General features: G+C 66.6%; 21 protein-coding genes. 8 read left to right on the forward strand and 13 right to left on the reverse strand.

The window, feature by feature from the left end; translation table 11 throughout:
• The 8 genes from RBS60_RS01140 to RBS60_RS01175 are packed head-to-tail and all read right to left on the reverse strand — an operon-like array spanning position 1 to position 6363.
• Entirely contained in the window at positions 1 to 945 is a 945-nt protein-coding gene (locus tag RBS60_RS01140) for a type II secretion system F family protein (RefSeq protein ID WP_307955666.1), read from the reverse strand.
• Positions 946 to 949: 4 nt separating this feature from the next.
• Positions 950 to 2473: a CpaF family protein gene (locus RBS60_RS01145; RefSeq protein WP_307955667.1), complete on the reverse strand. Its 1524-nt coding sequence runs from the start codon at positions 2471 to 2473 to the stop codon at positions 950 to 952.
• Positions 2470 to 3672 carry an AAA family ATPase gene (locus RBS60_RS01150; protein WP_307955668.1) on the reverse strand — a complete coding sequence of 401 codons (1203 nt, stop codon included), beginning with the start codon at positions 3670 to 3672 and terminating at the stop codon, positions 2470 to 2472. The genes RBS60_RS01145 and RBS60_RS01150 overlap by 4 nt, the downstream gene beginning before the upstream one ends.
• Entirely contained in the window at positions 3669 to 4430 is a 762-nt protein-coding gene (locus RBS60_RS01155; protein ID WP_307955669.1) for an RcpC/CpaB family pilus assembly protein, read from the reverse strand. Before RBS60_RS01155 ends, RBS60_RS01150 begins: the two co-directional genes overlap by 4 nt.
• Positions 4431 to 4451: 21 nt before the next feature.
• Positions 4452 to 5501, reverse strand: a complete 1050-nt coding sequence (locus tag RBS60_RS01160; protein WP_307955670.1) for a pilus assembly protein — start codon at positions 5499 to 5501, stop codon at positions 4452 to 4454.
• Positions 5498 to 5869: a pilus assembly protein gene (locus RBS60_RS01165; protein ID WP_307955671.1), complete on the reverse strand. Its 372-nt coding sequence runs from the start codon at positions 5867 to 5869 to the stop codon at positions 5498 to 5500. The genes RBS60_RS01160 and RBS60_RS01165 overlap by 4 nt, the downstream gene beginning before the upstream one ends.
• Before the next feature lie 58 nt (positions 5870 to 5927).
• Positions 5928 to 6113, reverse strand: a complete 186-nt coding sequence (locus RBS60_RS01170; RefSeq protein WP_307955672.1) for a Flp family type IVb pilin — start codon at positions 6111 to 6113, stop codon at positions 5928 to 5930.
• 52 nt (positions 6114 to 6165) lie between these two features.
• On the reverse strand, positions 6166 to 6363 hold the full coding sequence (locus RBS60_RS01175; RefSeq protein ID WP_307955673.1) for a Flp family type IVb pilin: 198 nt from the start codon (positions 6361 to 6363) through the stop codon (positions 6166 to 6168).
• Positions 6364 to 6850: 487 nt separating this feature from the next.
• On the opposite strand from RBS60_RS01175, the gene rplM reads away from it, so the two are divergent.
• Positions 6851 to 7294 carry a 50S ribosomal protein L13 gene (gene rplM / locus RBS60_RS01180; RefSeq protein WP_307955674.1) on the forward strand — a complete coding sequence of 148 codons (444 nt, stop codon included), beginning with the start codon at positions 6851 to 6853 and terminating at the stop codon, positions 7292 to 7294.
• 38 nt (positions 7295 to 7332) lie between these two features.
• Positions 7333 to 7839 (forward strand): 30S ribosomal protein S9, encoded by a 507-nt coding sequence (gene rpsI, locus RBS60_RS01185; RefSeq protein ID WP_307955675.1) that lies wholly within the window; start codon positions 7333 to 7335, stop codon positions 7837 to 7839.
• Between the two features lie 73 nt (positions 7840 to 7912).
• Here the strand turns inward: rpsI and RBS60_RS01190 are convergent, their stop codons facing one another.
• Both RBS60_RS01190 and RBS60_RS01195 read right to left on the reverse strand, forming a co-directional pair.
• The gene (locus RBS60_RS01190) at positions 7913 to 9775 is read right to left on the reverse strand and encodes a glycosyltransferase family 39 protein (RefSeq protein ID WP_307955676.1); all 1863 of its coding nucleotides are present in this window, start codon (positions 9773 to 9775) and stop codon (positions 7913 to 7915) included.
• Entirely contained in the window at positions 9776 to 11017 is a 1242-nt protein-coding gene (locus RBS60_RS01195) for a bifunctional glycosyltransferase family 2/GtrA family protein (protein WP_307955677.1), read from the reverse strand.
• A 271-nt stretch (positions 11018 to 11288) separates the two neighbouring features.
• On the opposite strand from RBS60_RS01195, the gene RBS60_RS01200 reads away from it, so the two are divergent.
• From RBS60_RS01200 to RBS60_RS01220, 5 genes are all read left to right on the forward strand, one after another.
• A complete protein-coding gene (locus RBS60_RS01200) occupies positions 11289 to 13658 on the forward strand; it encodes a chromosome segregation ATPase (protein WP_307955678.1) in 2370 nt (789 codons plus the stop codon).
• 100 nt (positions 13659 to 13758) lie between these two features.
• Positions 13759 to 14694: a polyphosphate kinase 2 gene (ppk2, locus tag RBS60_RS01205; protein WP_307955679.1), complete on the forward strand. Its 936-nt coding sequence runs from the start codon at positions 13759 to 13761 to the stop codon at positions 14692 to 14694.
• A 48-nt stretch (positions 14695 to 14742) separates the two neighbouring features.
• Positions 14743 to 16098, forward strand: coding sequence for a phosphoglucosamine mutase (gene glmM / locus RBS60_RS01210; RefSeq protein ID WP_307955680.1), 1356 nt, complete (start codon positions 14743 to 14745; stop codon positions 16096 to 16098).
• 36 nt (positions 16099 to 16134) lie between these two features.
• Positions 16135 to 17211 (forward strand): methyltransferase, encoded by a 1077-nt coding sequence (locus RBS60_RS01215; RefSeq protein WP_307955681.1) that lies wholly within the window; start codon positions 16135 to 16137, stop codon positions 17209 to 17211.
• A gap of 113 nt (positions 17212 to 17324) precedes the next feature.
• A complete protein-coding gene (locus RBS60_RS01220) occupies positions 17325 to 17795 on the forward strand; it encodes a hypothetical protein (protein ID WP_307955682.1) in 471 nt (156 codons plus the stop codon).
• An 89-nt stretch (positions 17796 to 17884) separates the two neighbouring features.
• Here the strand turns inward: RBS60_RS01220 and mscL are convergent, their stop codons facing one another.
• From mscL to coaA, 3 genes are all read right to left on the reverse strand, one after another.
• Positions 17885 to 18274: a large conductance mechanosensitive channel protein MscL gene (gene mscL, locus RBS60_RS01225; RefSeq protein WP_307955683.1), complete on the reverse strand. Its 390-nt coding sequence runs from the start codon at positions 18272 to 18274 to the stop codon at positions 17885 to 17887.
• Positions 18275 to 18376: 102 nt separating this feature from the next.
• Positions 18377 to 19228 (reverse strand): M15 family metallopeptidase, encoded by an 852-nt coding sequence (locus RBS60_RS01230; protein WP_307955684.1) that lies wholly within the window; start codon positions 19226 to 19228, stop codon positions 18377 to 18379.
• A gap of 4 nt (positions 19229 to 19232) precedes the next feature.
• A complete protein-coding gene (gene coaA, locus RBS60_RS01235) occupies positions 19233 to 20150 on the reverse strand; it encodes a type I pantothenate kinase (protein WP_374049198.1) in 918 nt (305 codons plus the stop codon).
• A 120-nt stretch (positions 20151 to 20270) separates the two neighbouring features.
• Between coaA and glmS the strand changes: the two genes are divergently transcribed.
• Positions 20271 to 22175: a glutamine--fructose-6-phosphate transaminase (isomerizing) gene (gene glmS / locus RBS60_RS01240; RefSeq protein ID WP_307955686.1), complete on the forward strand. Its 1905-nt coding sequence runs from the start codon at positions 20271 to 20273 to the stop codon at positions 22173 to 22175.
• The last annotated feature ends 198 nt before the right edge of the window (positions 22176 to 22373 follow it).

Below are 22373 nucleotides of genomic sequence, written 5' to 3' on the forward strand. Positions count from 1 at the left end.
TCAGTACTTCGGCTTGATGAGTCGGCTGAGCCAGAAGGTGCCCACGAGCAGCATGATGACGACGACGGTGAGCATGATCCAACCCGGCACGGTCGTGAGGAAGGTGGTCGCGTAGTACGGATTCACCAGCATCATGAGGAAGAACATGATGATCGGCAGCGACACGAGCACTACACCAGACGTACGGCCCTCAGCGCTCAGGGCCCGCACTTGGCGGGCGATCTGGGCTCGTTCGCGGATCGTCTCGTTTACGTTGTCGAGGAGTTCGGCGAGATTGCCGCCGACTTCCCGATGGGTCTCTATGGCTTGGGCCACCCAGAGGAAATCCTCGCTCTTCATGCGCGACGCAGTCTCGAGCAGTGATTCCGTGAGGTCACGGCCGATACGCGATTCGTTGACCACGCGCCGCAACTCCTCACCCATGGGAGATTCTGCCTCGCTCGCCGCTCCATCGACGGCCCGCAGCAGGCTGTGGCCAGCTCGCATGCTTCCGGAGAGCATCTGCAGCGTGTCCGGCAGCTGCTCCGCGAACTTGGCCTGCCGACGTGAGGCGAGGGTGTTGAGGCCCACAACGAAGAGGATGGGAACCACCACGGCGAAAAGGAGGCCGAGGGCCAAGCCACCGAGGACGAAGCCCAGAATGGCACCCACGAGGGTGCCTGCCCCGGCCATGAGGACGAAGTCGCCAACGCGGATCTTGAGGCCCGCCTGCTCGAACTTGTCTGCGTTCGCGAATCGGAGCTGCCGTCCCTGCAACGACTTGGTGATGGCACTGACGGCGGTGTTGGTCAGTTTGGTCAGGGCTGACGTAGAGATTTCCTGCTGTTGAGGCCGGCGTCGCCCAATGGCGACGGTCTTCCGGGAACGCAGAACAACGATCACGAAGAGCAGGAGCCCCGCGTAGATGGCCAGAATGCCGGCTACAAGCATGAAGGGGGAATCCACAGCGTCACATCTTCCCGTAATGTTGGCCGAAGATGGATGGGCTGATCTGGATTCCCAGATCGCGGAATCGTTCCGTAAACCGTGGGCGCACTCCAGTGGGGATCGGCTTGCCCAGGAATCGCCCGTCGGCATCGAGTCCGGCAGCGTAGTCGAACAGGAATGCATCCTGCAGAGTGACCACGTCTCCTTCCATGCCCTGGACTTCGGTCACGTGGGTGACACGCCGCGTTCCGTCGCGGAGGCGCGTGAGGTGCACGATGAGGTTGACGGCCGAAGCAACTTGCTCGCGGATCGCCCGTAGGGGCAGGTCCATTCCGGCCATGAGCACGAGAGTCTCGAGGCGTGCGATCGAATCACGAGGGGAGTTGGCATGGACCGTCGAGAGCGAGCCGTCGTGCCCCGTGTTCATGGCTTGGAGCATGTCGAGAGTCTCGCCTCCACGGACCTCTCCGACGATGATCCTGTCCGGCCTCATGCGGAGCGTGTTACGCACAAGGTCACGGATCGTAATAGCGCCCTGGCCCTCGATGTTGGGCGGGCGGCTCTCGAGGCGAATCACGTGCTCCTGCTGGAGCTGGAGTTCTACGGCGTCCTCGATCGTCACGATCCGCTCGTCGTGCGGGATGAACGAGGAGAGCACATTGAGGAGCGTGGTCTTGCCTGTGCCCGTACCGCCCGAAACGATGATGTTCATGCGTGCCCGCACGCAAGCATCAAGCAATTCAGCCATCTCGGGGTTCAGTGTGCCCAGTTCGATGAGCTTATTGACACTGAGGGCTTCGCGCGAGAATTTGCGGATCGTGAGTGCCGCTCCGTTCACGGCGAGCGGCGGAATGATTGCGTTGACACGAGAACCGTCTGAGAGGCGCGCGTCGACAAGGGGCGACGATTCGTCGATGCGCCGGCCCACGCGCGAGACGATTCGCTCGATGACGCGGCGCAGCTGCTCCTCGGAAGAGAACGTCGTCTCAGTAGCGAAGAGCTGGCCGTGGCGCTCGATGTAGACCTGGTCGGCGCGGTTGACCATCACCTCAGTGACACTCGGATCGTCAATGTATCGTTGAAGCGGCCCGAGTCCGAGTACATCGTCCATCGTCTCGTCGATGAGCCGCTCGCGCTCACTTGCGGACAGTGGCACCGACTGGTCCGAGACGATGGAACGAAGCTCGGTGCGGACAAAGTCGTGGAGGTCGGCCTCGCTGAGTGCCGAGTCGGTGATGCGACTCCCGACGCGCTCATACAGCTCGACGCTTACCCTCTGCTTGAGCTCTCTCAGCGCGAGGCTCGTCCGCACGCTCCCGGGCGTGGCGACGTCGTGGACGGCGAGGCGGGCTTCGGCGTCGGCTGCGGCTTTGGCCTGAACGCGGGTGCTGAGGTTCGTCGCGGTGTGTTCGGGCGCGGCAAGTTCTAGCTCGGTGACGGGCAGCGCCGTCGTCTCAAGATTCCCGTGTTCTTCCGGCGGCGCCGCGAACACAGCGGGCGGGCGTCGCTCACCGCGGGCATCCAGAAGGCGGTCTGATAGGTTCACTGGAAGTCCGCCCTTCGGTGCAATTGCTTGTGGTCACGGTTGTCCCATTGGGGCCTGAACCGATCGATGAGCTTGCGCAGACCCTTGACTACGGGATCCCGCAGGCCGTCCTGGAGCGCCGGGACGCCGCGATTCGTCGAAAGCGGGAGCGAGCGCGAGCGGGGGAGGACGACGTCGACTGGCACCCCGAGGGTGGCCTCAACGTCCTGAAGCGTGATGCCAGTCCTGCGGTCCGCCATATTCAGCACCACATGCCGATGTTCAGGGAGCATATGAAGCTCGTTGAGGATCTCGAGGCCCGACTTGAGGCCGCGCACACTCGGAATGTCCATTCCACAAACCCACACCACGTCGCTCGCTTGGTCCAGAGTCGCCAGAACATGCTCCCCCAGGCCGGGCGATGTGTCGATGATGATGTACTGGAAGTCCGCCGCAAGGTGCTTGATGAGTTCCGCAATCCCGTCCGGGGAGATCTTGTCGGCGTCGGCCGGATTCCTCGGGGCGCACAGCGCATAGATATTCGTCGGATGCGGCGCGAGATAGGTCTTGAGCGAAAGGGAGTCCATCGGCCCGCTCGCTGCATCGAGAATGGTCCGTTCGGGGTTGAGCATGAGGGCGCTCGCGACGTCGCCGAACTGCAGATCGAGATCCACGATGACCACCGACATCGGCGCGATCTTGCCCAGCCCGACGGCGATGTTTGTGGCAATCGTGGTCTTGCCCACACCTCCCTTGGGCGACATCACCGCGATGATCCGCCCGTGCGCGTGCTCCGACTCATCGCCGATGGTGCCGATCGGCGGTGCCGCTGCGAGCCGAGAGGTAGCCGAGGCAGCCGCCTGTTCAAGGTGGCTGCGGAGGGACTCTGAGTCGGCCGTGGGGATCACGAGATCCCTGACGCCGGATCGCATGGCCGCCAGGGCCAGATCAGGCGTCGGCTGGGCCGCGTAGATGAGGCTCACGTGCGGATGACGCGCATCAACCGCCGTGGCGAATTTGAAAGCGTCGTCGGATCGCAGGTCCGGCCCGAGGATCAATACCTCGATCGGCTCACCCACGAGTTGGTTGAACACGTCGTCGATGCTGGCGGGCAGGAAGTTCGCCTGGAAGGTCTGGAGGGCGCCAGGAAGGCTCGCCGCAGCCAGCCGGATGCGGTGTTCGAAGTCAGCGTCTGCTGTGATGAGAGCGAAGCGGCTCATCGCAGGACCTTCGCCCGATCAATGCCTCCGCTGTTCTCGACCGCAGACGAGGGCTCCTTTGAGAGGTACAGCTTGCCGAACTCGGCCGCAAAGATGATCTTCTCGGCGTCAGCGGCTGTACGGGCTATGGTCACGAGGTATTCGGAGGTGCCACCACCACCGCCGCTGTTGATGCCGCCTCCACTGCTCGGCTGTGGGGAGGCTGTCGCATTGTTCTGCGCCGCAACCCCCGATGTGGTTTGGATGCCGGTCACGAGCACTTTGTGGAACGAGAGTTGAGTCTGCGAGGGCGCATTTTCCTCTTTGGAGAACGAGAGGAAGACGCCCACTGTGTCGCCGGCAGAGAGGGCTCCTCCGACGACTCGCTCGATGGGGAGCCGGACCGTGACTTCCTGCATACCGGCCGGGACGGCCGCGCGGCCGGGACCATTGAGTGCGCCAGCTTCCACGAATCGGGACGCAAGGAGTTGTTCTCCCGGCTGGAGGGCCACCGACGCGACCTTCCCCTGGATGGCCCCGAGGTCCGCGACTGCGTCAGCTGCGAGGACGCCCTTGGGAACGGGCTTCTTGGCGACGGAATCCCCGAGGCTTCCGACCGCAGTGCCGGCAATGACTGGCTTCTGCACGACGTAGACGTCCTGCGTCTCCGTGTTGGCGAACGCGCGGGCGTCGGCTCCGTTGACATAAATGATGAGAAGTGCGGCGCCAATGATTGCGACAATCAGAGCGGCCACGCCTCCCAGTAGGCGGGTCCTCACGGGTATCTCCTTAGATGATTGCTACTTGATGAGGGTGACCACGGTGGTGCCGAGGTCGTTCCCTGAACCGGTCCCAGTGGAGGGGTCCACGGTGTCGAAGCGGACGAACTGCGCGATGACGCAGCGATCGACGCCAGCGCTGCACGCGTACAGGGGATTGATTCCAAGAGCCGTCAGATCCGCGACCGTGTCGTGGAACTCATAGGGGGAGCCTGCGTTGGCGAAATGCCAGCCGTAGATCCGCAAGGTGGCGTAACCGAGGATGTGGAACTGACCCCCGGCACCCTGTGCGATCGCTTGATCGAAGACCGGAAAGATCACATTGACTTGACCGCCGGCGTTGATGGTGTCGATCCAGCCCTGCAGGATCGACTGGCACGGTGTGAGCCTGTTCACGCCATTGCCCGGGTCAGTCGGGATGTAGTTGCCCCCACTCGTTGTCGTCGCCTGGCATGGCCCCGACTGCAACAGCCAACCCCAGCCCCCGGGGATCGCCGTTCCGGATGGACCCGTACAGGTCATCCCGGGCTTCCACTCCAATTGCATGATGTTCCCGGCCTTCTGGCCGCTCTGGAGGTCAAAGCAACTGTTGGAGAAAGCGAGCGGGAAGCCTCCGCCGTTTCCGGGTGGCTTCAAGCTGACGGTGGCCTGCGCCCCGACGGTTGCGGGGGCCACGTTGAGGGCCTTGGCGAAGAGGGGCGTGAGGAATCCTGCTCCGCTCGCGCCGTCCCTCGTCGAGGTCGTCACGACGACCTCCTGGAGTCCGTTGACTACCGGGAACGTCACCGATTGGATCGTCGAGGCATTGTCGTTCGCGTTGCCGTTGACCAGTGGCTGCGCCGCTGTTGTCCAAGCGCCCGCGTAAGACGAAGTGCAGGTTTGGTTCTTATAGCACTGCTGCCCGATGGCGATGGCGGCGGAGTCGGCTCCGTTCTGGAGCTGCGCCCGCTCGGCATACACCTGACCGAGATCGACGGCCACCGCGCCGACACCGATGAGGGCGAGCATGAGCACGACGGACAGGATGGCGATTGCGCCGCGTTCCCCGTCGGCGCAGGCGCCCCGGATCATCCCCCGCACCTCATTGCACTGACGCCCGAGACGGTCCACGGCCCGGCAATGCCCGTGAGGCTCGGCATCGAATACTGGATACTCACGGTCACGGTCTGGTTTGGCGCGCAGGTCGCGGGGGAGAAGGCATAGCTCAGCGGCCCGATGGTCGGCGCTGCCGCCGTGGCGGCCGCTGTCGCCGTGGCCTGGTTGTTGCTGATCGCCATGGACCGGGCGGCCTCTCTGGCGGCTTGGGTAACGCTGATCTGCACGCGGAAGAAGTTGGCGAACTCGACGATGCCGAGCATCACTGAGAAGAAGAGCGGGGCGACTAGTACGAACTCGACCGCGACCGCTCCGCGGTCTCTCGCTGCATGTCTCGACTTCATTTCCCCCCCAACTAGGTTGTGGGCAGCTGGACGGCTGTCCGCCCAGCTGCCCGCCGATTCACCAGGTTGCAACTGTTGTCGCGAGGCTGTTGAACCACGTGTTCAGCGCCCCGCCGAAGGCCAGCACGCCGACGGCAATGATGAGCGCGATGAGGCCGACGAGGAGTGCATACTCGGTCGCGGTGGCACCCTCCTCACCTGTCGTGGTGATGGTTTCTTCTTGGACAGGCTGTTGCTCTTCCATCTATCCCCCCTAGCTGTTGGTCTCTTTCGGTGCGTCTGCTACCAGATGGCTACTACCAGGCTGCGACCTTGGTGGCGAGGTTGTTGAACCACGTGTTGAGCGCCCCGCCGAAGGCGAGGACGCCGACGGCGATGATGAGAGCGATGAGGCCGACGAGGAGTGCGTACTCGGTCGCGGTGGCGCCCTTCTCCTTCTCGGTGGAGGTGATGTCGTTCCAGAACGTCATGAGGGAGACCATGAGCTTGTCCATGATGGGTCCTTTTCAAGCGTGCGAGACCAATGGCAACGTTGCCCCCTTATGAGCGCCGTCGGGTCTACAGCCGTCAGACTGTCATTACCATCCGCGCCAGCGCACTACTCCTCTGTACTCGAATTTCTCGTTTCGAGTACCCCAAGAACTACCTAGTGAAGGCCCGCATGTACTCAGTTCGTGAAGGCTGTGTTCAAGTAGTCGGGGCGTTGGGCAGGCGTGCCTTCGAAGGCGGGCCAGCAACGGTCGGTGGGGTCGCTTTGACCCGCCGTGCCGCGGCGGGATATCCTAGGTAGTCGTTGTGCGTGTCCTGACTCGATGATGCGCGCCGCGGGAGTGTCCAGTTGCAGGACGCCGGCTCCCGGGGTGCTATCGAGTAGCACGGGATGACTGGTCTGGGAGCCCTCACCTCTGGTCCGGTAGCGCACCGAAGACATAGGGGTGTATCTCACCGCCCCTACCAGACCAAGAAACGAAGGCAATAACTGTGCGTACGTACACACCGAAGCCCGGCGACGCCGACCGTCAGTGGCACGTCATTGACGCCACCGACGTCGTTCTGGGTCGCCTTGCCAGCCAGACCGCAACACTGCTGCGCGGGAAGCACAAGCCGACCTTTGCGTCCCACATGGACATGGGCGATTTCGTCATCATCATCAACGCGGACAAGGTGGCCCTCACCGGCGCCAAGCTCCAGCAGAAGCGCGCCTACCGCCACTCGGGCTTCCCGGGCGGCCTGACCAGCGTCACCTACGCGGAGCTGCTCGAGAAGAACCCGGTCCGCGCCGTGGAGAAGGCCATCAAGGGCATGCTCCCGCACAACAAGCTGGCTGACCAGCAGATTTCCAAGCTCAAGGTCTACGCGGGCCCGAACCACCCGCACGCTGCCCAGCAGCCCAAGACCTTCGAGATCACCCAGGTCGCCCAGTAGTACTGGCCACTTCCAAAGAATTCATCAAGGAGAACACTGTGGCTCAGAACGAAGAGCTTGCCCCGGCCGCCGAGGCTGAGGAGACCCCCACCACTTACACGTCCGAGAGCGCCCCGGCTGCCGCCGAGGAAGCCAAGCGCGAGCGCCCCGCCCTCACCGTTGCCGGTGCCGCCGTTGGTCGCCGCAAGGAGGCCGTGGCCCGTGTCCGCGTTGTCCCCGGCACCGGCCAGTGGACCATCAACGGCCGCACGCTTGAGAACTACTTCCCGAACAAGCTGCACCAGCAGGAAGTGAACGACCCGTTCAAGCTCCTCGACCTTGAGGGCGCATACGACGTGATCGTTCGCATCCACGGCGGTGGCCCCTCGGGCCAGGCCGGTGCCGTGCGCCTCGGCGTCTCGCGCTCGCTCAACGAGATCGACCTCGAGAACAACCGTCCGGCACTCAAGAAGGCCGGCTTCCTCACTCGCGACGCCCGCGTCGTGGAGCGCAAGAAGGCCGGTCTCAAGAAGGCCCGCCGCGCACCGCAGTACTCGAAGCGCTGATTCCCAGCTGTTCACGCCGAAGGCCCGTTCCGCACCTGCGGGGCGGGCCTTCGGCCGTGGTCGGGTGTGTCCGTTACTGAAGTCGGAAGAGCCGGACGCCATCGATCTCGGTCGACGGGAACGTCGTCCTGATCCACTCGACCGTCTTCAAGGCTTCGGATGCGGGGTGGAGAAACGGATCGTCGTAAGCAGAGTCAACGAAATAGCAGACTCTTCCCGAGGAGGCCCAGCTCTGAAACTGGGACAAGGTTGGCCACGGATCACTTGCGGCGAATCCGCCGAGGGCCAAGACCGGGTGATTGCTAGCGAGCTGTAGTTTGGCGGCGCTCTGAGAAGGTACGGTAGCCGCGGCCCAAGTACAGGTCTGAGGAGTTTCGCGGAGCATTAGGTTTACGCCTGCAGTTGGGTCCGACCCCATGGATATGTCGCGCGCCCACCGTGGGTCGCCCCGGCCCACGGCGGCCAAGAAGTGGCTGATGGTCTTGTCGCTGACTGTCACCCCGCCGGAGAGGGGGTTTGAGCCCTGTTGGGGAGTGGCCGCGTTGACCACTGAGGTAGCCATGGGCCCTGCGAGGAGGGCGAATCCGCTGAGAAGCGACGCCACCCAGTTCACAGTGTTCCAAGGGGGCCTCACGAACGTGAGGAGACCCCCGACGAGCCCGATTCCCAAGACAAGCCAAGCAATCCACTGGGGCCACATGGCCACAGACAGCAGGATTGCCGAGCACGTCAGAGTGGCGGCGATAACGCCCAGCGCAGCCGCGATTCGAATAGGCCGCCGTGCATCCTGGGCCGCGAGTATGTGGACACCAGAACCGAGGACGAGTGCCATGGGTACGCCGATGCTTGCGGTGTAGTAGGTATGGATCTGGTCGCCCATGAAGCTCAACGTGATGTAGGCCGTAATGAACCAGACAGCACCCGCCATCGCAAGGAGCCTAGAGATTCGGCGACGAATTCGGGTCAGGCCCAGCGCGACGAGCACGACGGCTGCACAGGCCGCAGGCAGGAGCCAGCTAGCCTCCTGGGCGTAGTTGGCACTGAGTAGTCGGAAGAGCCCGGTGTCTGGACCGGCACTGCGGTACTGGGCTGGAATCAGAGAGGTGACCGGGTCGTCTTGGCTCACGATCCGCTGCATCCCGTTGTAGCCGAAGGTGAGCTCAATGGCGCTGTTCGTCGTCGACCCGCCCATGTACGGGCGCTGATCTTTGGGAGTCAGCTCAACGATTGCGAACCAGCTCGCCGCCGTCACCACGAATGGCAGCGCGGCAGATGTGGCCAGCAGCAGCATCTCGCGCGCCCGACCCCACGCGCCCGCAATCAGAACGGTTGCAAGAGCTGGAGCCACCAGCAGGGCCTGGAGCTGCTTGGTCAGGATGGCCAGGCCGAGGGCTACGCCTACGGCCACCGCCCACCTCGCCCGCCCCGTATCGACCGCCCTCAGGGCGCCAGCCAGCGCGAGAAGCAGCAGGAACATCATGAGCGGGTCAGGGTTGTTGTACCTGGACATGAGGACGACGATCGGCGTGGTCGCGAAGACTGCTGCCCCGACCAGCCCGGCTACGGGGGAGAGGTATCGGCGACCCATGACGAAGACGAGCGCCGTCGTGGCCACTCCCAAGAGAGCCTGCGGGAGCAGGAGGCCCCAGCTGTTCAGCCCGAACACGCGGACCGAGAGCCCGATGAGCCACAGGCTCAACGGCGGTTTGTCGACCGAGATGGCATTGCCCCAGTCACTGGAACCGAAGAAGAACGAAACGGGGTCATGCAGCCCGGCCTGCACTGCGGCCGAGTAGTAGGCGTTTGCCCAGCCATTCGCCGGGAGATTCCAGATGTTCAGGAACGCGCTTGCGGCCAGGATGATCGCGAGCCCGGCCCGCTCGAGCGATCCGAACCGGCGGTCCGAATGCACCGCGGATTCAGCGAGAGCCGCCATTCAGGCTGCATCCATCGCCCGCGCGGAGGCGGTGTCGGCGCGGACCCGGCCACCCGCCGTCGTGCGCCTTCGGAAGACCCACGCCTTGAGCAGCGCGAAGCGCATGACGGTGGCCACGACGTTGGCGGCCGTGAGGGTCACCAGTTCGGCAGTCGCGCCGGGATCCGTATTCAGGGCGTGAAGCACCACGAGAGACGAGGACGTAAGGCCCCACGCGAGCCCGAAGACGATGAGGCCCTGGAACTGCTGGACGCCATAGTGCGCAGGGCCGCTGATGCCGAAGGTAAAGCGCCGGTTCGCGGCAGTGTTCAGCACGGCGGTAATAAGCAGCGCCGAGAAGTTGGCCGGCTGGGCTCCCATGAGCGGCTGAAGCATGAGGTAGAGGACGGCGTAGGCGATCGTAGAGGCGACCCCCACCGCGCCGAAGCGCAGGACTTGGCCGAAGAATGACGGCGGCCGTACGGGGAGCAAGGGGCGACGGCCCAGCTCGGCGTAGATGGCGGCGAGGGGGATCCGGCCCAGGGCGAGGGATTTCGCAACACGGACGATCCCGCGCATGTCGTCCATGGCTGTCTGGGCAATGTCCACCGTGCTCGTGGGGTCGTCGGTCCAGTCGACCGGGATCTCGTGGATGCGAAGACCTGCCCGCTCGGCCAGGACCAGCAGCTCGGTGTCGAAGAACCACGCGTTGTCCTCGACGTGCGGGAGCAGGGTGCGCGCCACGTCCGCTCGAAGTGCCTTGAACCCGCACTGGGCGTCCGAGAACCTCACACCGAGGGTGCCCTTGAGCATGACGTTGTACGTCCGCGAGATGATCTCCCGCTTGGGCCCGCGCACCACACGTGCGGTGCGGCCCAGCCGGGTGCCGATTGACATATCCGAATGCCCGGACAGCAGTGGGGCGATGAGCGGCGGGAGCGCTGCGAGGTCGGTGGAGAGATCGACGTCCAGATAGGCGACGACCTTCGCCGTGGACTCCATCCACGCCTGCCTGAGCGCGAAGCCACGGCCCTTCGTCTCGAGGCGCAGGTAACGGACCCCTTCGAGCTGGGCGGCGAGCGATTCGCCGATGGCGCGGGTGCCGTCAGTGCTCGCGTTGTCCGCGATGGTGACGACCCACGGAATCTGGAACGCCTCTTCGAGGTAGGCGACGAGCGACGTGACAGAGCCAGCCAGCGCATCCTCTTCGTTGTGCACCGGCACGACAATGTCGATGGCCGGCCCCCCATGGACCTCAGTCATGCGTTCAAAGCTACTGGGCGGGTACGGGTGCGGACCAGTTGGTGCGGAGAATCGAGTACACGATGGCGCGGCCAAGTAGTGCCTCGGCGACTCTCGTTGGATATGGACCCGGTGCGGCGAGTGCTCGTGTGCTGAATGTTCGTTGCTGCAAGAAACGAGTACTCGGGACGCCGAATAAGTGGTGCGACGCTCCCAATTGTGCGTTAGCGTCACGGGATCGCCTGGTCTCAGGAGACATCACTCGCGCACTTCACTAACGATGGGGGACATCGTGCGTCATCTCGCCACTCCTGCTTCACCCGCGCCCACCTTCCGGTTCCGGGCCCTTGCCGCTGCCGTGCTCGTGCCGGGCATCGCCTCGACCCTCATGGCTGGAGGCATCACGACCGCCCAGGCAGCGCCTCCCGCCAGCACGCAAGGCATCTGCAACGGTGTCGCGAACCAGCTGGCCCATCGCGGCACCATCCAGGAGAACCTTCTTAGGGCGGCCACGAAGCGCAATGCTGACGCCATCGCTGCCCTCGCCGCGCAGAAGGTGACGCTCCAAACCCAAGCGGATGCGCTGAACTCGGAGATCGCCGGGCTGAATGCAGCGATCAAGCAGGCCGACGACGAGCTCGCAACGCTCGGCAGCCAGCTCGCGACCGCGTACGCCAACCTCGACTCGCTGACCTCGCAGCAGACCGCCACCCAGGGGCAGATCGACGCCGCCAACTCGGCCCTCGCCGCATTGCAGGCCCAGCAGGCCGACCTGACCGCCAAGCTCGCACCCCTGCAGGAGCAGCTCGCCGCGGCGCAGGCGGCCAGCGCCGACCTTCGTGGCCAGGCAAGTAGCACCGAGTCCGCGCTTGACGCCAAGAACGCCGAGATCGCCACCGCGAACGCCGAGCTTGCCACTCTTCAGAAGACGGCCGACGACGCCCAATCGACCCTCGCCACCAAGCAGGCGGAGATCGCCACGGCCGCAGGTGAGCTCACGACCCTGCAGGCGGCCGAGCAGACCGCGGCTGGCAACGTCACGGCCGCACAGACGGCTGCGGACGCCGCACAGGCCGAGCTGGACCGCCTCCAAGGCGTCGCCACAACGGCCCAGGCCACGCTCGACGCGCAGGTCCAGGCGGTGGCAGACGCCAAGGCGGACCTGGCCGCGAAGCAGAAGGCTGCAGCCGACACTTCCGCGGCAGTCGATGCCAAGAAGGCCCAGATCGCCCACGCCCAGACTGACCTCGCCGCGCTCCAGGCCGCCGCCCAGCAGACTGCGGACGCGCTCGCTGCCAAGAAGACCCAGATCGCCCAGACCCAGACCGATTTGGCTGCGCTGCAGAGCGCCGCGCAGAAGGCCGCCGATGCCGTCGCCGCCAACACCAAGGCCATCGCCGCGGCGCAGGCGCAGGTCGACGCTCTGCAGGCGCAGCTCACCGCCGCCCAGCAAGCGGTCACCGCTAAGCAGGCCGATCTCGTGACCACGCAGAACACGCTAGCCTCCCTGCATCAGCAGAAGACCCAGCTGCAGAACGACATCGCCGCCCAGCAGGCGATTATTGACTCCTACCCGACGAGCTCACAGGCCAAGAAGAAGCTGGCTGCGCAGACCCAGCTCGCTACTGACCAGACGCAGCTGACTCAGGTGAACAACCAGATCACCACCACGAACGGCCAGATCGCCGCGCTCCAGGGCGACCTCACGGCCCTCCAGGCCAACGTGACCTCGCTCAACGCCCAGCTGCTCGCCGCGCAGCAGAGTAGCAGCGCGCTGCAGCAGCAGGCTGCACCCCTCCAAGCGGCCCTCGCGAGCGCCAATGACGCCGTGACGACCAAGCAGGCCGACCTCTCTGCTCTTCAGGGGCAACTGCCCGGGCTCCAGGCCACAGTGGACGCGGCCAACACCGCCGTGGGTTCGAAGCAGGCCGAGCTCGCGGGCCTCCAGACCGATCTGGGCACGCTCCAGACCGCGGCCGCGAATGCCCAGGCCGCTGTGGACGCACAAGCAGCGATTGTCGCGAACCTGAACGACGCCCTACCGGCCCTATCCGCAAACCGCGACCAGGCGATCGCAGACCTGCAAGCACAGCAGGAGAAGCTGGCCCAGCTTCAGGACGCGCTGACCTCAGCCAAGGACGCGCTGAGCACCGCCCAGCAGGCCGTCACTGACAAGCAGGCTGAGATCAAGGGCCTCCAGGACCAGCTGCCGGGCCTCCAGTCCGCAGTGGACCAGGCCACGGCTGCAGTGACCTCGATGCAGAACGACCTGGCCGCGTTGAACGTGGCCAGTGATGCCCTCGTGACGCACCTCAAGGACCTGAACGGGCAGATCGCCGCCGCGGAGCAGAGTATCCTCGGCCTGCAGAATCAGGTCGCCCCGCTCATCTCGAAGCTGGACGGGCTAAACCAGCAGATCTCCAACACCGAGAAGCAGCTCGCCACCCTTCAGCAGCAGTCCATCAGTCTGGATACGCAGGTCACCGCAGCCGCGGCAACCCTGCGGGACATCCAGGCTCAGAAGGGCAATAAGCAGAGGGAGATTGCCACGCAGAAGGACGTGGTGGCGGGCCTCCAGGCCCAGCTCGCCTCCGTCCAGGCCCAGATCAGTGCGATCGACGGGACAATCGCCAACGGCGGCTGCCTCGTGTCGGGAGCGTAGCTCCGTCCTCAGGCTCACGACGGCGACCCGTCGCCCGGGGTGCCCCACGGCACCCGGGCGGGCGGGCGCCGTCGTGCGTCCGCGGCGTTACCCTGAATCCATGGTTCCCGAGGATCCACGCCTTTCCGTGACCGAAGACTACGCGGCCGAACTCGACGAGCTGCGCGAGATCGGCAAGGTCGACCACAGGGTCAGGCCCAGCGCCGACCCCGACGCGTGGCGGCACGGCTATCCCTACGAGCAGAAGCTCACCCGGCCCGCCTACGAGCGCCAGAAGCGTGCCCTCCAGATCGAACTCCTCAAGCTCCAGCTGTGGGTCAAGGACACCGGCCAGAAGGTCCTCATCCTCTTCGAGGGTCGCGACGCTGCTGGAAAGGGCGGCGCCATCAAGCGGTTCAACGAGCACCTGAACCCCCGCGGCGCTCGGATTGTGGCCCTCGAGAAGCCCACCGACGCCGAACGCACCCAGTGGTACTTCCAGCGCTACGTGTCCCATCTGCCCAGCGGCGGGGAGATCGTGATGATGGACCGCTCCTGGTACAACCGGGCCGGCGTCGAGCGGGTGATGGGGTACTGCACCGCAGCCGAGTACCACGAGTTCATGCGCGAGGCGCCGGAGTTCGAGCGCATGCTCGTCAACTCCGGGATCCACCTGCACAAGCTGTGGTTCTCGGTGGGCCGCGAGGAGCAGCTCAACCGCTTCGCCTCCCGCGAGACGGACCCTGTGAAACAGTGGAAGCTCTCACCCACGGACATGGCGAGCCTGGACAAGTGGGACGCCTACACCGCCGCCAAAGAGGCCATGTTCTTCTACACGGACACCGGGGACTCCCCGTGGACCGTCATCAAGAGCAACGACAAGAAGCGCGCCCGCCTCGAGGCCATGCGGTACATCCTCAACGTCACCCCGTACGACCGCAAGGACACCAAGGTGGCGCACGCCCCGGATTCGCTGATCGTCGGCACCGCCGCCGAGGTCCTCGAGGAAGGCGAGACGTACACCGCACAGTTCCCCGTGCTGCGGGCGGGGGCATAGCCTTCCTGCGACAAGGAGGCCCCTCCATCGGGCCAGTAGACTGACCCGGTGACTAGGCTCTTCGGTACCGACGGCGTGCGTGGGCTGGCCAATGGCCTCCTCGACGCCCAGCTCGCCCTCAAGATCTCCCAGGCGGCGGCTGTCGTCCTCGGCCACCGGCAGGTTGCAGACGGCGCGCGGCCGCGCGCCGTCGTGGCCCGCGACCCCCGGGCCTCGGGCGAGTTCATCAGCGCCGCCGTTGAGGCCGGCCTCGCGAGCGCGGGCGTGGACGTGTACGACGCCGGCGTCCTTCCGACCCCTGCCGCCGCCTACCTCGTGGCGGACCTCGGCGCTGATTTTGGCGTCATGATCTCTGCCTCGCACAACCCGGCGCCGGACAACGGGATCAAGTTCTTCGCGCGCGGGGGGCACAAGCTCCCCGACGAGGTCGAGGACCAGATCGAGGCGCTCCTGATCGAGGAGCCGCACCGCCCCACGGGCGCCGGCGTGGGCCGCATCCAGCGGTTCGCCGATGCCGAGGACCGCTACATCGTCCACCTCCTCACCACCCTTCCGCACCGACTCGACGGGCTCACCGTGGTCCTCGACTGCGCCAACGGCGCCGCCTCGGGCTGCTCGCCGCAGGTGTTCAAGGATGCTGGCGCGAACGTGATCGTGATCGGCGCCGAGCCGGACGGGCTCAATATCAACGACGGCGTGGGCTCCACCCACCTCGGCCCGCTGCAGGCGGCAGTGCTGGAGCACGGCGCGGACCTGGGCATCGCGCACGACGGCGACGCCGACCGCTGCCTCGCCGTGGACCACGAGGGCACCATCGTGGACGGCGACCAGATCATGGCCGTCCTGGGCCTGGCCCTCAAGGAGGCCGGCAAGCTGCGCGACAACGTGCTCGTGGCCACCGTGATGAGCAATCTGGGCCTCAAGCTCATGCTCCGCGACGCTGGCATCGCCGTCCGCGAGACCGCCGTGGGCGACCGCTACGTGCTCGAGGAGATGCGCGCCGGGGACTACTCCCTCGGCGGTGAGCAGTCCGGCCACGTCATCTTCTCCGACTACGCGACTACCGGCGACGGAGTCCTCACCGGCCTCCAGCTCGCCGCCCAGGTGGCCCGCACGGGCAAGCCGCTCAGGGACCTCGCCTCAGTCATGACCCGTCTCCCGCAGGTGCTCATCAACGTCAAGGGCGTGGACAAGGCGCGCGTCTCCGCGGACGACGGCGTGGCGGCGGCTGTAGCTTCCGCCGAGGCAGAGCTGGGGGAGACCGGGCGGGTGCTCCTGCGCCCCTCCGGCACCGAGCCCGTGGTCCGCGTGATGGTGGAGGCCGCCGACGAGGGCACCGCCCAGGCCATCGCCGAGCGACTCGCGCGCGTGGTGCAAAGCCAACTCGCGCTCGAGACGGCCTGAGTCCAAGCACCTTGGGCGGGACGGTACGCTCGGCTCATGCGCACGCCGCCGCCCGCCGTCGTCCGAGCCGTCCAAAGCCTCAGCGGGGCCCTTGAACGGACTGCCGCGGCGCTCAAGCCGCCGCAGGCGCGCTTCCTCGAGGTCAGCGGGGGAGTCGCGGCCATCGCGCTCATGCGCGCGGCCGTGAACACTCGCCTCGCCGAGCCGCTCGCAGGCGGCCGGCGGACGGCGCCGGAGGTTGCCGCGGAGCTGGGCCTGCACGCCGACACCGTGCACCGCGTGCTGCGCGGCCTCGCAGTGTTCGGCCTCGTCAGGCTCGACCGCCGCGGTGGCTTCACCCTCACCCGCACGGGCCGGCTGCTGCTCGAGGACTCACCGCATTCGATGGCAGGGTGGGTGCGGTACGCGACGTCGGACGCGGTGCTCGCAGGCTGGCTGCGCCTTCCTGAGTCCCTCGCGGACGGCGAGCCTGCCTTCAACGCGGCCACGGGAACCACGCTGTGGGCACACCTCGCGGCACACCCGGACGAAGAGGCCGGCTTCGCCCGCACCATGCACGAGCTCACCCTCCTCGCGGCGCCTCTCATCGTCGCCGCCTACCCGTGGCCCGAGCACGGAACCGTGTGCGATGTGGGCGGGGGAGTCGGCGCGATGCTCGCCGCGGTGCTCCAGGCGTGCCCCGCCCTCGACGGCGTGCTGGTTGACCAGGCCGGTCCGCTCGCCGCCTCGGGTGAGTACCTGGCAGGTCGGGGAGTTGCAGAGCGCGTTCGCGCGGTCGAGGGCGACATCTTCACCGGCTTCGAGGCCCGCGCCGACGTGTACCTGCTCAAGGACGTTCTGCACGACTGGGATGACGAGCAATGCAGTCAGGTGCTCCGCACGGTCCGGGCTGCGGCCGCAACTGGCGCCCGGGTGCTGGTCCTCGAGTGGCTGCAGGAGCCCAACGTTGCCTCGTTCCCGGTCTCGATCTCGGACGTCATGATGCTGGCCCAGACCGAGGGGCGGCAGCGCTCGGCCGCCGAGCTCCAGGCCCTCGGCGCGGCGGCCGGCTTCCGGGCCGGCAGGGTCATCGATTCGGGCGTCTACGGAATCGTGGAGCTGATCGCCCAGTAGGGGCATCAGCGCGTTGCACCGACTCTTCCTACCGCGCCCGCGACCCGCGATACTGGCTGCACGGGCCACGCCCGAGCTGGGGTCAACCTGCCTGTTCCACCATGGAGGACCGAATGGCCAACTACGAGCTCCTGTCCGTGATCGCCCGGCTGCGTCCCGAGGCATGGGACGCGATCATCCCCCGCTCGGCCTTCCGGTCGAACCGGCTCGCCGCTGTGGCGCTCAATCCGCAGCCGCTCCCTCCGGGGCCTCCGGACGACCTCGCCACCGCCGCCGCCCGTATGACCCAGCGCCTCATCCACCTCGCCATCGAGGCGGACATCCGGGGTGAGGATTCCGCTGGCTGGCTTACGGAGTTCGTCGACGACTACTGCGGCAGCTGGCCCCACAAGTGGCCGGTCCCGTGGCCCGGCTCAGGCCCGGAACACGGTGCCCAGCCCGACCCGTGGCGCCTCCAGGAGGCCCGCGCCGCGAGCGCCATCATCCTCGCCTCCACCGCGTCGCGGCTCGGCGAAGGCCGCCTGCAGGCGGCACTGCGGGACGGCGCCGAGAAGCTCGCCGACGCGGCCGTCGCCCAACGCTGACCGTGCCGAGCACGACGCCGGCCCCCACCTTCGCGAGGTGAGGGGCCGGCGTCGCGCTTCGTTGTCGCTGGGGAAATCGGGGGCTGGAGTTACGGGCGCGGGGCCTGGAGCGAGTCGCGGATCTCGGTGAGGAGCGCGATCTGCGGGTCGATGGCCTCGCCCTGCTCCTCGTCCTTGATGGCGAGCTTGCGGTTGCGGCGCTCGATCATGTGGTTCATCGGCATGACGACAGCGAAGTAGATCGCAGCCGCAATGAGGAGGAAGTTGATGAGGGCGGTGAGGAAGAACCCGATCTTCACCGGCCCGAAGACCAGGAACTCGTCGAAGTTCGGCTGGCCCACCAGCAGGGAAACGATAGGCATGAGGATGTTACCGACGAACGAGGTAACGACGGCGCCGAAGGCGGCACCCATGACGACGGCCACGGCAAGGTCAACGACGTTGCCCTTCATGATGAAATCTCTGAATCCACTCAGCATGGGGCTAATGCTACTGCCAGGAAACCGGCGTCTACGTGAACGCGAGGTTATATCTTCCCCCCGCGTGGCGGGGCGGTGGAGTCGCTTCGCTCAACCAGCAGGTCAATAGGCGGGCGCGGCCGGGAGGCCCAGGAACTCCTCGAGCGTGTTGGCTCCGCGGACGTGCATGGCCGTGGCCGCCTCAACGCCGATGTAGCGCAGGTGCCAGGGCTCGTAGTAGTAGCCGGTGGTCTCATGGAACCACCACGGGTAGCGCACGATGAACCCGAACTCGTGGCCGTGCGCCGCCGCCCATTGCGCCGCGGGCGTGTCCTTGAAGCACGGCTGCACGGAGCATGTCCCGCCCGGCGCGCCGATGTCGAACGCCCAGCCGGTCTGGTGCTCCGAGAATCCGGGGCGCGCCGACGCGACGTCGGCCATCGCCTTCCCCTCCCTCGCCACCCAGCCGTTGTAGGTGGACGCCTGCGTCGCGTACGACCGGTAGCCGCTCAGAAGCGTCATCGGCGACCCGGCCACCGCGGCGGCGGCGAACATCGCCTCGGCCGCCCGCGCCGTCGTCGGATTCACCTGCGTGCTCTCGCCGCTGGTCGCGAGCTGCACCCGCGGCGTGGTCAGCTGCGGCACGAAGTCGATCGGGTTGAGCGGAAGCCTCTTGTTCACGACGACGAGCGGGTTGCCCGGATCCGTGGACGCGCCGAACCGCTCGCTGGTGGGCGAGGCGGGAGAAGCGGACGACGGCGCGGGGGCGGGTGCCGCCGTGGTGCTCGCCTCGGTGGGGGTCGCAGACGGCCCCACCGAGACGATTGGCGGGGGGCTCGTGAAGGAATCGATCACGGGCGGAACCGCGCGGGACTCCGGGGCGCAGGCGGTGAGGCCGGCGGCGAGGGCGGCGAGGGTGAGGCTGCGGCGCGTGAGGGTGTGGGGTTTCGACTCCGCTTCGCTTCGCTCGACCATTGGGCTACACCTTCCGCAGGAGCATGCGGCGGATCGAGTGGTCCTTGTCCTTGGTGAGCACGAGCTGGGCACGGCCGCGCGTGGGCAGCACGTTCTGGACCAGGTTGGGCTCGTTGATCCGCTTCCAGATGCTGCGCGCCGTCGTCGCCGCCTCCTCGTCGGAGAGGGATGCGTACCGGTGGAAGTAGCTCTCCGGCTGGGCGAACGCCCCCGAGCGGAGCTTGAGGAACCGCTCCACGTACCAATGCTCGATGTAGCTCGTCTTCGCGTCCACATAGACGGAGAAGTCGAAGAAGTCGCTCAGGGCCAGACCGGCGGTGCCGTCGGCGCGGGCGCGGGCGGGCTGGAGGACGTTGAGGCCCTCGACGATGAGCACGTCCGGCCTGCGGACCACCACCTCGCGTCCGGGCACGATGTCGTACGTGAGGTGGGAGTACCAGGGTGCCCGGACCTCCTCGGCCCCCGACTTGATCTCGGCGACGAAGCGCAGGAGCGCGCGCCGGTCGTAGGACTCGGGGAAGCCCTTGCGGTCCAGGATGCCCCGGCGGGTCAGTTCCGTGAGCGGGTAGAGGAAGCCGTCCGTCGTGATGAGCTGGACGTTCGGAGTGGACGGCCAGCGCTGGAGCATCTCCCGCAGCACGCGGGCGATCGTGGACTTGCCCACCGCCACCGAGCCGGCCACGCCGACGACGAACGGGGTGCGCTGGGTCTTCTCGCCGAGGAACGTCTGGGTCGCGTTGTGCAGCTCGCCCGAGGCCTCCACATAGAGGGAGAGGAGCCGGGAGAGCGGGAGGTAGACGTCGCGGATCTCGAGGAGGTCGAGCGGATCTCCGAGGCCTCGTACGCGGTCGATGTCGCTCTGGTTGAGGGGCTGCTCCATGCGGTCCGCGAGGCGCGCCCACGTGGCACGGTCGAGTTCCACGAAGGGCGTGGCGCCGTCGCCGCTGAACTCGGTTCTCTCCAGACTCACCCGTGCATTCTGTCAAGTGAGGCGGGCATCACGAAATGTGGACGACATCGCCACGCCGGTAGGATGGAGGCCATGTGTGGAATCGTGGGCTATGTCGGCAGCAGCAAGCGCAGCGAAGGGCTCGGTGCCCTCGCCGCGGACGGCAGCAACAACTACAGTGCGCTTGATGTGGTGATTGAGGGCCTTCGCCGGCTCGAGTACCGTGGCTACGACTCGGCAGGCGTCGCCGTCGTGGCGGACGGGGCCATCGAGTCCCGCAAGAAGGCTGGCAAGCTCAAGAACCTCGAGAGCGAGCTCGCCGAGCGCCCGCTGCCTGAGAGCTTCACCGGTATCGGCCACACGCGCTGGGCCACTCACGGCGGCCCGACGGACGCCAACGCGCACCCGCACCTGGCCGACGGCGGCAAGCTCGCCGTCATCCACAACGGCATCATCGAGAACTACGCGACGCTCAAGTCGGAGCTCGTGGCCAAGGGCGTGACGTTCCTCTCGGAGACGGACACCGAGGTCGCGGCCGCGCTCATCGGCGACCTGTACCGCGGCGCGGCCGACGGCGACATTACCCGCGCGATGCAGCTCGCCGCCCAGCGGCTCGAGGGAGCGTTCACGCTGCTCGCCGTGCACGCGGAGCAGCCCGGCGTGGTGGTGGCGGCGCGGCGGAACTCGCCGCTCGTCGTCGGACTCGGCGAGGGGGAGAACTTCCTCGGTTCCGACGTCTCCGGCTTCATCGACTACACGCGCCGTGCCGTGGAGCTGGGCCAGGACCAGATCGTGACGATCACGCCGGACACCTTCGAGGTGACCGACTTCTTCGGTGCGCCCGCCCAGGGCAAGGAGTTCGAGGTCTCGTGGGACGCCGCGTCCGCCGAGAAGGACGGGTTCAACTCCTTCATGGAGAAGGAAATCCACGATCAGCCCGCCGCCGTGGCGGATACGCTGCTGGGCCGCTCCGACCCGTCCGGCCGCCTCATCCTCGACGAGCTGCGCATCGACGCGGCCGAGCTGAAGAAGGTCAACAAGATCATCGTGCTCGCGTGCGGGACCGCGGCGTACGCGGGCATGGTCGCGAAGTACGCCATCGAGAACTGGTGCCGCATCCCGACCGAGGTCGAGCTCGCGCACGAGTTCCGGTACCGCGACCCGATCGTGGACTCCAACACGCTCGTGGTGTCGATCAGCCAGTCCGGCGAGACCATGGACACGCTCATGGCCGTCCGCTACGCCCGCGAGCAGGGCGCCAAGACCGTCTCGATCTGCAACACGAACGGCTCCACGATCCCGCGCGAGTCCGACGCCGTGCTCTACACCCACGCTGGCCCCGAGATCGCCGTTGCGTCCACGAAGGCGTTCTTGGCGCAGATCACCGCCGCGTACCTCCTGGGCCTGTACCTCGCGCAGCTGCACGGGAACATCTTCTCGGGCCAGATCAAGGACGTCCTCGCCGACCTGAACAAGATCCCCGAGAAGATCCAGACGGTCCTCGACAATGCCGGGCCGCTGCGCGAGCTTGCGCGAAGCATGAAGGACGAGCGGTCCGTGCTGTTCCTGGGCCGCCACGTGGGCTACCCGGTGGCGCTCGAGGGGGCACTCAAGCTCAAGGAGATTGCGTACATCCACGCCGAGGGCTTCGCCGCCGGCGAGCTCAAGCACGGCCCGATCGCGCTGATCGACGAGGGCCAGCCCGTCTTCGTGGTAGTCCCGTCCCCGCGCGGGCGCGACTCGCTGCACGCCAAGGTGGTCTCCAACATCCAGGAGGTCCGCGCCCGCGGCGCCCGCACGCTCGTGATCGCGGAGGAGGGCGACGAGGCCGTGCGCGCGTACGCCGAGCACGTCTTCTACGTGCCGGAGACGCCCACGCTGCTCATGCCGCTGCTCACCACCGTGCCGCTGCAGATCTTCGCCGCCGAGCTCGCCTCCGCGAAGGGCTACGACGTCGACCAGCCGCGGAACCTCGCCAAGTCGGTCACGGTCGAGTAGGCCCCGCCTTCCCCTCCCCTCCCCTCCCGTTTCGGGAACGGATCTCGCGCCTTTTTCCTCGTTTCGGGTACGGATCTCGGGTTGTTTCCCCCGTTTCGGGTACGCGCACGACGGCGGCCGGTCCCGTTCCACAAGGAACGTGGCCGGCCGCTGGCGTACCCGGATTGACGAAATCGACGCGAGATCTGTACCCGAAAC

The organism is Sinomonas sp. ASV486, from assembly GCF_030908215.1.
Classification (GTDB): domain Bacteria; phylum Actinomycetota; class Actinomycetes; order Actinomycetales; family Micrococcaceae; genus Sinomonas; species Sinomonas puerhi.